This is a genomic window from Pseudomonas sp. ArH3a, assembly GCF_022648765.1.
Lineage (GTDB): Bacteria > Pseudomonadota > Gammaproteobacteria > Pseudomonadales > Pseudomonadaceae > Aquipseudomonas.
On the sequence record NZ_CP080330.1, the window covers coordinates 756,229 to 769,538 of the forward strand.

At 62.6% G+C, this 13,310-nt stretch carries 15 protein-coding genes; 2 read left to right on the forward strand and 13 right to left on the reverse strand.

Annotated features, from left to right (window positions below; all coding sequences use genetic code 11):
• Positions 1-21: 21 nt before the first annotated feature.
• The 12 genes from K0P33_RS03335 to K0P33_RS03390 all read right to left on the reverse strand — a co-directional run bounded on the left by K0P33_RS03335 (position 22) and on the right by K0P33_RS03390 (position 10,936).
• Positions 22-2,334, reverse strand: coding sequence for an MMPL family transporter (locus tag K0P33_RS03335; protein ID WP_242154021.1), 2,313 nt, complete (start codon positions 2,332-2,334; stop codon positions 22-24).
• On the reverse strand, positions 2,324-2,914 hold the full coding sequence (locus K0P33_RS03340) for an outer membrane lipoprotein carrier protein LolA (protein WP_094949273.1): 591 nt from the start codon (positions 2,912-2,914) through the stop codon (positions 2,324-2,326). Before K0P33_RS03340 ends, K0P33_RS03335 begins: the two co-directional genes overlap by 11 nt.
• Entirely contained in the window at positions 2,911-3,336 is a 426-nt protein-coding gene (locus K0P33_RS03345; protein ID WP_094949272.1) for an acyl-CoA thioesterase, read from the reverse strand. Before K0P33_RS03345 ends, K0P33_RS03340 begins: the two co-directional genes overlap by 4 nt.
• Positions 3,329-4,870 (reverse strand): aromatic amino acid ammonia-lyase, encoded by a 1,542-nt coding sequence (locus tag K0P33_RS03350; protein WP_242154024.1) that lies wholly within the window; start codon positions 4,868-4,870, stop codon positions 3,329-3,331. Before K0P33_RS03350 ends, K0P33_RS03345 begins: the two co-directional genes overlap by 8 nt.
• The gene (locus tag K0P33_RS03355; RefSeq protein ID WP_242154026.1) at positions 4,854-5,789 is read right to left on the reverse strand and encodes a glycosyl transferase; all 936 of its coding nucleotides are present in this window, start codon (positions 5,787-5,789) and stop codon (positions 4,854-4,856) included. The genes K0P33_RS03350 and K0P33_RS03355 overlap by 17 nt, the downstream gene beginning before the upstream one ends.
• Positions 5,786-6,520: a glycosyltransferase family 2 protein gene (locus K0P33_RS03360; protein ID WP_094949269.1), complete on the reverse strand. Its 735-nt coding sequence runs from the start codon at positions 6,518-6,520 to the stop codon at positions 5,786-5,788. Before K0P33_RS03360 ends, K0P33_RS03355 begins: the two co-directional genes overlap by 4 nt.
• A gap of 188 nt (positions 6,521-6,708) precedes the next feature.
• Positions 6,709-8,379, reverse strand: coding sequence for an acyl-CoA synthetase family protein (locus K0P33_RS03365; RefSeq protein ID WP_242154050.1), 1,671 nt, complete (start codon positions 8,377-8,379; stop codon positions 6,709-6,711).
• A complete protein-coding gene (locus K0P33_RS03370) occupies positions 8,376-8,921 on the reverse strand; it encodes a hypothetical protein (RefSeq protein WP_094949267.1) in 546 nt (181 codons plus the stop codon). The genes K0P33_RS03365 and K0P33_RS03370 overlap by 4 nt, the downstream gene beginning before the upstream one ends.
• The gene (locus tag K0P33_RS03375; RefSeq protein ID WP_094949266.1) at positions 8,918-9,172 is read right to left on the reverse strand and encodes an acyl carrier protein; all 255 of its coding nucleotides are present in this window, start codon (positions 9,170-9,172) and stop codon (positions 8,918-8,920) included. The genes K0P33_RS03370 and K0P33_RS03375 overlap by 4 nt, the downstream gene beginning before the upstream one ends.
• A gap of 9 nt (positions 9,173-9,181) precedes the next feature.
• On the reverse strand, positions 9,182-9,451 hold the full coding sequence (locus K0P33_RS03380) for a phosphopantetheine-binding protein (RefSeq protein WP_032904077.1): 270 nt from the start codon (positions 9,449-9,451) through the stop codon (positions 9,182-9,184).
• Positions 9,429-10,241: a lysophospholipid acyltransferase family protein gene (locus tag K0P33_RS03385; RefSeq protein ID WP_094949265.1), complete on the reverse strand. Its 813-nt coding sequence runs from the start codon at positions 10,239-10,241 to the stop codon at positions 9,429-9,431. Before K0P33_RS03385 ends, K0P33_RS03380 begins: the two co-directional genes overlap by 23 nt.
• Complete coding sequence (locus tag K0P33_RS03390; protein WP_094949264.1) at positions 10,217-10,936, reverse strand: beta-ketoacyl synthase chain length factor; 720 nt, start codon at positions 10,934-10,936, stop codon at positions 10,217-10,219. The genes K0P33_RS03385 and K0P33_RS03390 overlap by 25 nt, the downstream gene beginning before the upstream one ends.
• A 348-nt stretch (positions 10,937-11,284) precedes the next feature.
• Between K0P33_RS03390 and K0P33_RS03395 the strand changes: the two genes are divergently transcribed.
• On the forward strand, positions 11,285-12,055 hold the full coding sequence (locus tag K0P33_RS03395; protein ID WP_012721840.1) for a ParA family protein: 771 nt from the start codon (positions 11,285-11,287) through the stop codon (positions 12,053-12,055).
• 471 nt (positions 12,056-12,526) lie between these two features.
• Complete coding sequence (locus K0P33_RS03400; RefSeq protein ID WP_242154052.1) at positions 12,527-12,748, forward strand: DUF6124 family protein; 222 nt, start codon at positions 12,527-12,529, stop codon at positions 12,746-12,748.
• Between the two features lie 126 nt (positions 12,749-12,874).
• Here K0P33_RS03400 and trxC read toward each other — a convergent pair whose 3' ends face one another.
• Positions 12,875-13,309 carry a thioredoxin TrxC gene (trxC, locus tag K0P33_RS03405; protein ID WP_017138537.1) on the reverse strand — a complete coding sequence of 145 codons (435 nt, stop codon included), beginning with the start codon at positions 13,307-13,309 and terminating at the stop codon, positions 12,875-12,877.
• Between the last annotated feature and the right edge of the window lies 1 nt (position 13,310).

A 13,310-nucleotide genomic window follows, 5' to 3' on the forward strand; every position in this document is an offset into this window, starting at 1 on the left:
CCATTTTGGCGGTAATCACATTCATAAGGCGTGCTTCTGTTGGCCGGCCCAAGGCGCCAGCATAAAGCTGAACGCCAGGCCCAAACTGACCGACAGGCCGAAATTACTCACGGCCGGCGTACTCGACACTGCCAGCAGGCCAAACGACAACCAAGTCGTCAGCGCTGCCAGTAGCGTACCTAAAAGACTCACGGCAGGGCCGCCGATTTGCTCGCGCATCAAGATCGCGTAGTCGACGCTGATGGCCGTGACCAGCAGCAGGCCGAACAGGCTGAACAGGGTCAGCGGTTGGCCCAACCAACCCAGGCTGGCCAGGCTGCACAGCGCCGCGAGCAGCGGCAGCGCGACGATGCGCAAGGCGCCGCCGAAGCCGAACGGCAGGATCAGCAACAGCACGATCAGCACGCACGACATCAATTTCAATTCAGCGGCGCTGATCTGCGTGTCGGCGAACACGCGGTTCAAGTCGCCCAGGCGATCGACCAATTGCACGCCGGGCAGGTCCAGCGCCTGCACCCGTAGCAACGCAGGGTTGTTCAAGCCTTGCAGGCTGACCATCGCCGCCACGCCGCCGTTTACCGGGCCCAGCCACAATGTGCGCCAAGGCTCGGCCAACGGGCCTGCCAGCGCGGCATCGATGTCTTCGGTGGGCAGCGCTTGCAGCTGCGCGACTTCGGCTTGCAGCGCGCTGGCGGGCACGCCAAGGTCCAGCAGCGGCTGCCAGTGTTGCGGCAACTGGTTCAGCGCATCGCGCAGTTGTTGTTGCTCGGCTGGCAGGCTGACCAGTTGGTTGAGCGCCAGGTAGCCCTGCAACTTGTCCATATTCACCAGTTGGTCCAGGCGCTGGCCCAAGGCCGCCTGACGCTCCAGCAACTGCTGCTGATTGTCGGCCCGTACCAGGAAGAATTGGCTGGTGGGCTGGAACCCGGTGATGCGCGCCACGGCCTGGGCTTCCTGCAGCAAGTGCGGCGGGGCGCCGATCCATTGGCGGATATCGTTTTTGCTGTTCAGGTGCCACAGGCCACCGGCGCAAAACACCAGCACCAGCGCCAGCAGCACCGGGCTTGGTACGCGTTTGATCAAGGCTGCACGCAGCAGCCACAGGCCTTCAGCGATGCGCAGCGGCCATTGCGCCGGGCGCAGCTCCACGCCTTTGAGCAGCGCGGGCAACAGGCACACGGCCGACAGGTAGGCGCCGACTAAACCGGCGGCGGAGAACACCGCGATTTGCGTCAGCGCCGGGAAGGGCGTCCAGGCCAGCGCCAAGTAGCCGATGCAACTGGTGGCCAGGCTCAGGCTCAGCCCTGGTAGCGTCAGGCGCAACGCCGGCCAACTGCGCCACGGCTGCAGGCTCCAGCTTTTGGACAGGTAGTGCAGCGGGTAATCCACCGCCACGCCGATCAGGCTGGAGCCCAGCACCAAGGTCATCACATGCATATGGCCGAACAGCGCCACACAGGCCACCGCGCCAAACAGCATGCCCACCAGCACCGGCACAAAGGCCAGCAGCACGCGCCAGCGGCGGAACGCCAACAACAGCAATAACAGAATGCCCAGGGTGGCGCCGCCGCCGACCCAGGTGATTTCGCGGGTCGCTTGTTGCTGACCATTGGCCGCGTAGAGCAGCCCGCTGGCGGCGAGCAATTGCGCGTCTTGTTCACTGGCCTGCGTGCGGCTGGCCTGGAGCAGATCCGCCACTTGCAGCGGCAGTTTCATATCGAAGGCATTGCCGGTGGTACGCGCGCGCAGCAGCACCCAGCTTTTGCCGTCGGCATCGGCGATCAACGCGCCGCTGCCGATATCCAGTTGCACCGAACCGTGCTGCGGCTGGCTGTTCTGGATACGCCCGGTGAGGCCCAGCCAGTCGTCCTGGCTTGGCACCAGGCTGAACCCGGTGAACGGGTCGAACAACGCTTGCACACGCTGCTGAATGAAGGCGTCGGGGTGCTCGATCAGTTGTTCGCGGTCTTTGGCTGAGAGCATCGCCAGTCGCCCGCGCAGCAGTTGCTCGCGCAACGCCGGCAAGTCGGCTTGCAGGTTCCACTGCACTTTTTCAAACAGCCCGCTGGCCTGCCAGTGCTCGCCCAATTGCTGCGCGAGCGCCACGGCTTTTTGCCGATCGGCATGCCCCACCAACACCAGCATTTCGCGGTTCAGCGGTTCCTGCATGCGCTGTTCGGCTTTGAGCTCCAGTGCATCCGGCGTGCTGCCCGGCACCAGCTCCATCAGGTTGGCCGACAGCGGCGCACCCTGGCGCCACTGCCACCCGGCCAGGGCCAGTACAGCAACCAGCAGGATCAGGAACAGGCGCGGTAACAGGCGCTCACTGGGCAAAGTCGTGGCTCTCCGCTTCACTCAACGGTTGGCCGGCCGTGCTGTCCTGCATGCGCAGCACGGTGCTGTCGCCTTGGGTTTCCAGCAGTTGGATGGTTTGGACCAGCTCGCCGCCGTCGATATTGATCTGGGTGAACACTTGCTTGAGCAGCAATGAGCGTGGGGTCAGCGTCAGCTTCCATTGCTTGGCCTCGCCTTGCAGTTGCAGGTCGAAGTCGCGCTGCAGGCCGCTGCTGTCGCCTTGGAGTACGGCGAGGAACAGACGGTTCTGCTCGGCACCGGCGCTCTTGTTCGGCAGCAGCTGCCAGCCGTTGGCGTCGCGGCGCGCGATGCCTTCGGTGCTGATGCGGTAGTCCTGTTGCAACGGCGTTTTCAACAGCCACAGCAGGCCGTGGTCTTTGGCGAGCACGAAGGTGCCTTTGCTGACCAAGGGTTGCGGCAGGGCGCGCAGGTGTTTTTCCTGGGTGAAGGTGCCGTGGATCACTGAGGGTTTAGCCAACTGGTCGCTCAGCTGTTGCAGGTCAAAAGCATGAGCGCTGAGGCTCAGCATCACGCTTGCAAACAGGATTAAAACTCTCATGCCAAGGCCCTTTCGACGGCGTCGGTGAATATTTTCGGCGAGGCTAGCTGCATTTCGCGGCTGGCAATCTCTACCGCCACTTGCACGGTGCTGGCGCGGGTCAGGCGTTCGCCGCTGGCCAGATCAGTGATCAGGTAATTCACCTTCAAACGGTTCTCCCATTCCACCAGGCTGGCGCGCACATTGATCGTTTGGCCAAAGGTGGCGCCGCGCACGTAGCGCAGCTGCATGTCGATCACCGGCCAGGCGTAGCCGGATTCGAGCATCGCGGTGTAGTTATGGCCGAGCTTGTCCAGCAGCGCGCAGCGCGCCACTTCCAGGTACTTCACGTAATGCCCGTGCCACACCACGTTCATGGTGTCGATGTCGAAAAACGGCACGCGGATTTCAGTGTCGCAATGCAACACGCCTTGGCTACGCATGCAGCCTCCAGTGTTGCTCGGCGATACGCTTGAGGCACAGGCGCAGTTCGCCTTCCAGCGCACGGTCTTCGATGACCGGCGGGAAGTCTTTGGCGAGTGCTTCATGCATGGCTGCCAAGGCCGGCGGCAGTGGCCGCGCATCCTCAGCCTGGGCACGCAGCCACACACCTTGGTTGGCCGCGAGCAGGGTGGCGGCGGCCACCTGTTCGGTCAGCTCCAGCACGCGGATCGCATCGCGGGCGGCGATGGTGCCCATGCTCACTTTGTCCTGGTTATGGCACTCGGTGGAGCGCGAGAACACGCTGGCCGGCATGGTGTTTTTCAGCGCTTCGGCGGTCCAGGCACTGGTGCCGATCTGCACGGCCTTGAAGCCGTGGTTGATCATCGCGCGGTCGGCCGGCGCGCCGGACAGGTTGCTCGGCAAGCCGTGGTTGTAACGCACATCCACCAGCAGTGCGAGCTGGCGGTCGAGCAGGTCGGCGACGTTGGCCACCAAGGTCTTGAGGCTGTCCATCGCGAAGGCGATGTGCCCGCCGTAGAAGTGCCCGCCGTGCAGTACGCGTTCTTCTTCGGCGTCGATAATCGGGTTGTCGTTGGCGCTGTTCAGTTCGATCTCGATAAATGAGCGCAGCCAGTTCAGGCTGTCGGCCAGCACGCCGAGCACGTGGGGCGCACAGCGCAGCGAGTAGCGATCCTGCAGGCGGTGCAGCGGTGCGGTTGGCGCATCAATCGCCAGGTCTTTGCGCAGCCACGCGGCGACTTGCATCTGCCCCGGGTGTGGCTTGGCGGCGAACAGGCGCTCGTCAAAGTGTTCCGGGTTGCCTTGCAGCGCCACCACGTTCAGCGCGGTGATGCGCGTGGCCAGTTGCAGCAGGTAGTCGGCGCGGGCGAAGGCCAGGCAGGCGAGGCCGGTCATCACGGCGGTACCGTTCATCAAGGCCAGGGCTTCTTTGGGGCGTAGCACCAGCGGCTCCCAGCCCAGTTCGCGGTGCACATCGGCGGCCTGGCGACGTTCGCCACCGAACATCACTTCGCGCTCGCCGGACAAGGTCGCGGCCACGTAGGACAGCGGCGTCAAATCCCCGCTGGCGCCCACCGAGCCTTCTTCCGGGATCAGCGGCAGCACGTCGTGCGCCAGGAATGCGTGCAGACGCTCCAGCAACTCCACACGCACCCCGGAAACGCCGTGGCACAACGACTGCAAGCGCGCCGCCAGCACCGCGCGGGTGGCTTGTGCGTCGAGCAACTTGCCCAGGCCGCAACCATGGAAGGTGTACAGGTGACGTGGCAACGCCTCGACGTGCTGCAACGGCACCGCCACCACGCACGAGTCGCCGTAGCCGGTGGTCACGCCGTAGATCACGCCTTCCTTGTCCAGCAGCGAGTCGAGGAACTGCGCGCCCTTGGCAATGCGCTGGCGATACGCCGCGTCGCCCTGCAACTGCGTGGGCGCCTGACGGTTGGCCAAGGCCAGCACGTCTTCAATGCGCAAAGCGCGTTCGCCAAAGGTTACCGGCTCAAGATGCGTCGTCATCGGTCTTCCAGAAAGGGTAAAAGTTGAACCATTGTTGGGGCGCTTTCAGGCAGAACTGGCCCAGGCGTGCGGCGTAGCGCGCGGTCCACAGGGCGATGACCTGCTCGCGGGTGCTGCGCTTCCATTCGATCAATTGCGCGAAGGGCTCGATGGTCAAGCGATAGCGGCCCTGGTGTTTCAGGCACATCAGCAGGTTCACCGGGCATTTGAGCAGCCCGGCCAGCAGCCACGGGCCTTGGGGGAATGCTGCGTCAAAACCGAGGAAATCCACACGCACCTTGCGCCCGCCGTGCAGGGGTACGCGGTCGCCGGCAATTGCCAGCCATTCGCCGTCGTCCAGGCGCTGGCTGAGCAGCAGCATGGTCGCCGGGTCCAGTTCGCTGACTTGGATCAGGCGCAAATGGGTGGCCCCGGCTTCGCCCAGCAGGCGGTTGAAACGCTCGGCGTGCTTGGTGTGCACCAGCACGTTCATGGTGACTTGTTCACCCATTTCGGCCAGCGCGCGGCACACTTCAAGGTTGCCCAAATGCGCGCCGACCAGCATCTGCCCGCGTTCACCGCGCAGTTGCCCGCGCAATTGCGCCGGGTCGTTGATTTCGATCTGTTCCAGGTGCAGCTTGCCGTTCCACACGTCGAGCTTGTCGAGCAATGAGTCGGCAAACGCCATGAACTGGCCGAAGACTTTTTTATGCGTAGGCCGCAGCTCATCGCGCCCGCTCCAGTCGGCCAGGCGCTGCTGGTATTCCCAGGCGCTGTGGCGTGCTGTGCGGCCGAACAGGAAAAAGTACAGCACGATGCCGTACAGCAACGGGCTCAGAAGGCGGCGGCCAAGGACTTTAGCGGCGACGGCGGTGAGTTTCATCAGCCAGAAACTGCCGCGCTCTTCGCGGTCGGCCCAGTGCTTGGTGTTGTCGCTCATGCCTGCCACCGTCGCCACAGGATCATCGGCGCACGCACCAGCATGCCGAAGAACAACCGCGTGTGCATGGCCGAGATGCGCACGTTGTCGCGCAGCAGGCGGAAGTGCGACACGCCGTCGGCGGGGTAGTGCACCTTGGTCGGCAGCCAGCGCATTGGCTGGTTACGCCAAGCCAGGCGCACCAGGATGTCGGAGTCGAAATCCATGCGCGTGCCGATGTAGGCCGAGTCCATCAGGGCCAGCGTAGGCGCCAGCGGGTACACGCGAAAGCCGCACATCGAGTCGCGAATCTGCAGCGACAGGGTGTTGATCCACACCCACACGTGGGTCAGGTAGCGTGCGTAGAGGCGGCCCTTGGGCACGCTGTCGTCGTATTCGGGGTAGCCGCAGATTACGGCGTCGGGGTGCCTGCGTGAGGTATCGAGGAAACTCTCGACTTCGCGCAGGTCGTGCTGGCCGTCGGCGTCTACTTGCAGGGCATGCGTGAAGCCCAGGCGCGCGGCTTCGCGGAAACCGGCCATCACTGCGCCGCCTTTGCCTTGGTTGTTGGGCAAGGTCAGCAGGGTGACGTTTTCGAGTGTGGCCAATTGCGCCAAGACCGCCGCGCAGGCCGGGCTGCTGCCGTCGTCGACCAACAGGCACGGCAGGCCGCTGTTCAGCAGGCTGTGGACCACGGCGGGTACGGCGGCTTCATGGTTGTAGACCGGGATCAGGGCGCAGGGGTTATGCATGGCTCACCCAACCGACTGGTGGCGGACTTCCTGTGGTGAGCAGGCTTGCCCCGCGTTGGGCTGCGAAGCAGCCCCAAAACCTGCCCACTCGGTATGTCTGACACAGCTCGGTTACCTTACTGGGGCCGCTTCGCAGCCCAATGCGAGGCAAGCCCGCTCGCCACAACAATCCCGCCTGCCACAAAAGCTTATGCATGCGCGTTTACCAGTTGGATCCGGCCGCTGGAGCAGGCCGCGACGCCGTTGCGGTAGGCGAAGTACAGCTTGGCGCGTTCCTGGTCGAAGCGCAGGTGCAGTTCAACGTGGTCGCCGGGGCGTACCAGTTGCTGGAACTTGAGCACTTCCATGCCGGCAAAGGTTGTGGGCAAATCCAGCAACTGCTGGCCGAGGTTAAAGGCCCATTCCACCTGCACCACACCTGGCAAAACCGGCGTGACCGGGAAGTGGCCGCTGAAATAGGCCAGGTCCGGCGGGATGCTCAGTTGCACGGTCCATTCACCGTTGGCTTCGACTTGCTCCAGCACTTCGGGCGCTTTTGGCCGTGGTGCGAGCAGCAGCGCCGCCACATCCGCCTGGGGCAGTTTGCCTTGAGCATTCAGTGGCAACTGGCGCAGCAACCGCCAGCGACGTGGCAGGGCCAGTGCTTCGCAGTGTTGGCTCAGGTGCTGGCGTAAGGTTTGGGTGACGGTGCGGCGGCCCTGATTGCGCAGCGCATGCAGGCCATCGGCGCTCAGCACCACCAGCGCGCCGAGGGAGGCGCGGTTTTCCTGCACCACGCCCAGGCGGGTTTCGGCGACCCAGGCGTGGGCCATCAGCGCCTGCTCCAACATGGGCAGGGAGATGCGTTTTTCTTCCAGCTTGACGATGCGGTCCAGGCGGCCCAGCAGCTCAAAGCGGCCATCGGAATGAATGCGGGCGGCGTCGGCGGTCTGTTCGATATGCCCCTCGGGCAGGTAAGGCGACGCAATGCGCAGGGCGCCGTCGGCATCCTGGCTCAGCGCTACGTCGGCGAACGGCTGCCACGGCTGCGCGCCTTGGCGCCAGGCGATGCCGCCGGTTTCCGAGCTACCGAGGATTTCCGTCGGCCATTGCTGCAAACGGTCATAAAGGCTGCCGGCGGCCTCGATGGGCAACGCGCCACCTGAGGAAAATACCCGTGACATCTGGCTCAGCGCGGGCCAGTCGAGGTTGTCGCCCATGCGCTTGAGCAGCGCGGGGCTGGCGACCCAGGCGAATTGTGGGTGTTCGCGGCTAGCGCGCTGCATGTCTTCGGGGAAGGCCAGTTGTTTGCGCACAAAGGTGCGACCGGCGCACAACGGCCACAACACCCGGAACAGCAAACCGTAGATGTGTTGGGTGGCAACGCTGCCGATGATGCACGCGTCTTTAAGGTCCGCACCCCACAGGGTTTCCAGCGCCTGAACTTCGTTAGCCAGTTGGCGCAGGGTCTTGTCGATGCGCTTGGGTTCGCCACTTGAGCCGGAGGTACACAGGCTCAGTTGGCAGGTATCCAGGTCGAGTGCGGCGGCGCTCAACGGCGGCTGATACAGCGCGTCAAGATCGGCGGCCTCAATCAGCCAGGCATCCACGGCGTCGTCCCAGCGCTGGCGCGTTTGGGGCTGCAGGTCGGCGGGCAGCAACACGCTGGCGCCGGCACGCCAGGCGCCGAGCAGGGCAATCGCCAGCAGGCCTGCGTCTTCCAGGTGCACGGCCAAACGCTGGATACCGCGCGCCTGCAAGCCTGCCGCTAGGCTCAGGGACTGCGCCCACAGCTGGGCGTGATTCATCGCAGGTTCGGTGGTGACCAAACGCTGTTCCAGCGGCTCAAGCAGCAGGTGCTCAAGTTTCAACCCATTCATACGCGGCCTCGAACCCTTTGTCGTACCAGCCATTCCACGGCAAACAACAACCCCATCAGCCCGTAGGCGATCAGGCCGTTGTACAACGTCCACCAGCTCAGCGGCGCCCATAAGGTGAGGGCTGCGGCGAGTAGGCCATTACACAGAAAAAACACACTCCACACCACGGTGACCTGGCGTGTATAGATAATTGCCTTGGGCGGCAGGTGCGGGTCGGTCATGCGCGCCAGGCGCTCGACCATTGGCGGGCCGTATTTCAGGCTCAGGCCGAACAGTGCCAGCATGAAGGCGCTGACCAGGCTGGGGTACCAGCGCAGCAGCTGCGGGTTGTCGAACCAGGCCAGCAACAGGCAAAACACAATCACCGCCACCGCCATCCAGCGGCTGCCGGGGCGTCGTGCGCCGGTCAGCGCACGCAGCAGCCACAGGCTGCCCAGCAGCAAGCCGAATTGCCACGGCGCAAAGTGCTCGGTGCCGTAATACACCGCAAACGGATACAGCAGCCCCGCCAGCAACAGGCCAAGGCCGATCAGCCGGCTCATGCGGCAGGTGTGACCAGACGGTACACCGCCTCAACCACGTCGTTTACGGTGCGCACAGCCTTGAATTCTTCGGCGGCGATCTTCTTGCCGGTTTGGCGTTTGATGTGGTCGATCAGGTCCACGGCGTCAATGCTGTCGATCTCCAGGTCCTGGTACAGGTTGGCATCGAGGGTGACGCGCGAAGGCTCCAGTTCAAACAGTTCCACCAAGGCGTCGCGCAAGGTGTTGAAAATATCGTCACGAGTTTGCATGGTCCGGTCTCAAGCTGCCTGTCTGGCCGTGACGAACGCCGCAAGGCTGGCCACGTTGGTGAAGTGATTGCGCGTGTCTTTGGCGTCGGCATCGATTTTGATGCCGTACTTTTTCTGGATCGCCAGGCCCAATTCCAGGGCGTCTACCGAATCCAGGCCCAAGCCTTCGCCGAACAGGGTCTGGTCGCTGCCGATGTCGTCGACGCTGATGTCTTCCAGGCCCAGGGCCTCGATGATCAGCGTCTTTATGTCGTGCTCAAGGCGGTGTTGGTCGCTCATCTTCGGCGAGCTCCTTAATAAAATAGTGGTGCAGGTAATCGTTGAGCTTGCGTGAAGCCTGGGGCGCGGGCCCGAGTGCGGCAAAGGCGTGTGGTTCTATATCGGCACCCACGCGCAAACTGAAATGAAATCGACGTTTAGGAATGCGGTACCAGGGTTCTGCCTTGGTCAAGGTGGTGGGGCTGACCTTGATCACCACCGGGGTGATGATTGTCGCACCGCGCAGCGCAATGGCGGCGCCACCGCGATGAAAGGCGGGCGCCGCGCCAGGTGTGGTGCGGGTGCCTTCCGGAAAGATGATCAGGGTCTGGCCTTGGCGCAGTGCCTCGGCGGCGGCATCGAGCATTTCGGCGCTGCCGTCATTGCTGATATAGCCTGCATCACGCACCGGCCCACGGGTGAACGGGTTCTGGAACAGGCTCTGCTTGACCACGCAATTGGTCTGGCGCATCAGGCCGATCAAAAACACCACGTCGATCAGCGACGGGTGGTTGGCGACGATCATCTGGCCCGGGCGGCCGAGTTTTTCTGCTCCTTCGACGCTGTAGGTCAGCACGCCGGCGCGCTGCATCATGCGGATGAAGAACCAGAACAGTTTGCTGATGGTGTGGCGAGCGCGACGCTGGTGTTGTTCAGCGCTGCCCGGCAGGCAACTGAGCAACGGGAATACCAGCAAACGCAGGCACAGCCCGCCCACGCCGAACATGAAGAAGCTGGCGGCGGTGGCGAACAGGCGCCAGTAATAGGCGTCCCGTGGTTTGTCGGTCAAGGCTTGCGTTGCCAGTTCCATACACGGTTCTTCCAAGCATGTTGGCAGGCGACCTGTTCAGTGAGCAGGGTGCGCAGCAGGTTCAGGGCGTGGGGCCACTGGGTTTGACTGAGTTGGACAGCGCCGCTGTTTAGTTCCATTTGCCACTCGTCGCCCGGTGTCAGCAGCAGGCCGACGGCGTAGGGAAAGGGCACGTCATGGATCCAGCTGGCATAGGCCTCGGGCGGTTGTTCTTCGGTGATTACCAGCAACACCGCGGGGGCGCCCTCGTTGAGCAGCGCGGCGGCTTCGAGCATGCCGTGCTCCAGGCCATCGCCGGCGGCGGCTAGGGCAGTCATTTCGCTGGTTTCATTGCGCAGGATCGACCACAGGCCGATCACCGCGTTGTGCACCGACAGGCTGAACTGGGTCGGCGATAGGGGCTGATCATTGGCCAGGTCGCTGAGAATATCGAGGGTGCGCGGGGTTTCGCCGTGTCGTGAAATAAACACGAGTGGCAGGTCTTGCAGGCCTTCGGCCAGCGGCCAACCCACGCTAAAGGCCATGCGCGCCAGTCGGCTCAGGCGGCGGCGCTGCATGGCCGGCAGGAAGGATACGTCCGGCGAAGCATCGCTGGCAGGCAGCAACACCGGGGCTTGGCACCAGGCGTGCCAGTCGTGCGCACTTTCCAGGCCGGGAGCCCAGGCGCGCCATTGGGCGATGTTGAAAGTGATCACTGAGAAGTTATCCCGCCCCTGCGGGCTTCCATGTGCGGCCGTTGGCCCCGAATACCGGGACAGGGAGCAATAGCCGAGTGGCGCGCATTATCCCGGTGCTGCGGGGTTCTAGCAAACGTTGGTAAAGAATTGTTCATGGCTAATTACAATTTGGTAGTAAAGATTTACCGATTGTCCTTTACCCGATGCCGGACTGGCTTGTAGGAATATTCCTTTTTGCGTATCGGCTACGTATGTCAGTCGAGGTGAGACGCGCGGTTGATGCAGCAGTGCATGAATGAACGAGGTAGCTAACAGGCGCTTTTGCCCTCTACACTCGGACATTCATTGATACACGGAGGTTTTTCCATGCGGCGTGTGGTGTTCAATCAGAAAGGCGGCGTTGGCAAGTCCAGCATTGCCTGCAACCTGGCGGCGGTCAGCGCCAGTGAAGGCTATCGAACCCTGTTGGTGGACCTCGATGCACAAGCCAACTCAACCCAGTACCTCACCGGGCTGACCGGCGACGATATCCCGATGGGCATTGCCGAGTTCTTCAAGCAAACCCTGTCTTCCGGGCCGTTTTCCAAGAAGAACCGCGTGGATATCTACGAAACGCCGTTCGACAACCTGCACGTCATCACCGCGACCGCCGAGCTCGCGGACCTGCAGCCCAAACTTGAAGCCAAGCACAAGATCAACAAGCTGCGAAAGCTGCTGGACGAGTTGAGCGAAGATTACGACCGAATTTACCTGGATACGCCGCCGGCGCTGAATTTCTATGCGGTATCGGCGCTGATTGCCGCTGATCGCGTGTTGATCCCTTTCGATTGCGACAGTTTCTCGCGCCAGGCGCTGTATGGCCTGCTGGCAGAAATCGAAGAATTGAAGGAAGACCACAACGAAGGCCTGGAAGTGGAAGGCATCGTGGTCAATCAGTTCCAGGCCCGCGCAAGCCTGCCTCAGCAGATGCTCGATGAGTTGATTGCCGAGGGCCTGCCGGTGCTGCCGGTGTACCTGGCCAGCTCCGTGCGCATGCGCGAGTCGCATCAGGAGAACAAGCCACTGATCCACCTGGACCCACGGCATAAGCTGACGCAGCAGTTTGTGGAGTTGCATAACTTGCTGGAAAACGCGTGACTCTTGCCGGCAGCGCAATAACCCTGTGGGAGCTGGCTTGCCTGCGATGCAGGCAACTCGGTCTGCCAGTTAGACCGAGGTGATGCCATCGCAGGCAAGCCAGCTCCCACATTTGGTTTTGCATTCCTGCAGGGGGATTTGGATTGTTCCCACAGGGGCTGTAGGAAGGGTCTGGCAAGCGGGGGTGTGCCTTGTCTCATTGCCTACAGATAAGCCAGAATCGCCCGGCTTGTGCGTCTGGATGGGCGTCTTTAAGGTTCTTCGGTCACTGAATGTTCAGTGATCGGGTTTAGTAGCCCGTGGTGAGACGTACAGCAACTCTTCGGTCAGGACCTTCCTGAACGTGATGGTGGCTGTACGGAGGGCGCTTTCGAGCGCGCCGGTTTGCGTCTCCCCGGTCTACTAACCTGCGTACAGCTGCCACCCTCCGTTTAGTAGCGGCTGGTTGCGGCTTCTACTAGGAGACGTTCCATGGTTAACCTTTATACCGTTGCACCCAACCTCCCCACCGAAACCCTCGTGCTTAACAGCTACGAAACCTTCTCTTCCGTGCGCACGCTGCTACTCAAGCTATCCAACGACCTCACCGGCGAACACCGCGACGTCGCCCTAGTCATCCACCAATTAAGCGAACTCGGCGTACAACTCGTAGGCCAGATGATGGACCGCGAAACCCCCGTACCCCAAGCTTAAAACGCGGTCAAACTGTGGGAGCTGGCTTGCCTGCGATGCAGGCAACTTGGTCTTCAGTTAGACCGAGGTGATGCCATCGCAGGCAAGCCAGCTCCCACATTTGACCGAGTTGATATTGGGTTTGGGTTACACGCCCTGGCTGCGCAACCAACTCATCAACTGCGGCAACGGAAACGCCCCACTCTGGCGCGCCACTTCGCGGCCGTTCTTGAACAGAATCAAACTGGGAATCGAGCGAATCCCCAACTGCGCCGACAGCTGCTGATTAGCCTCGCTGTCCAGCTTGGCCAACCGACACTTACCCTCCAACTGCCCAGCCGCCTGTTCAAACACCGGCGCAAACGACTTGCACGGCCCGCACCATTCGGCCCACACATCCACCAGCAACGGCAGGTCGCCTTTTATTTGGCTCGCGTAGTCGCCTTGTTTCAGCTCAAAGGGCTTGTTCAGCAACACCGGTTGCTTACAGCGCCCGCATTTCGGCGCATCACCCAGGCGCTCGCCGGGGATGCGGTTGAGGCCGTTGCAATGAGGGCAGGGGATGACGAGAGGTTCGGACATG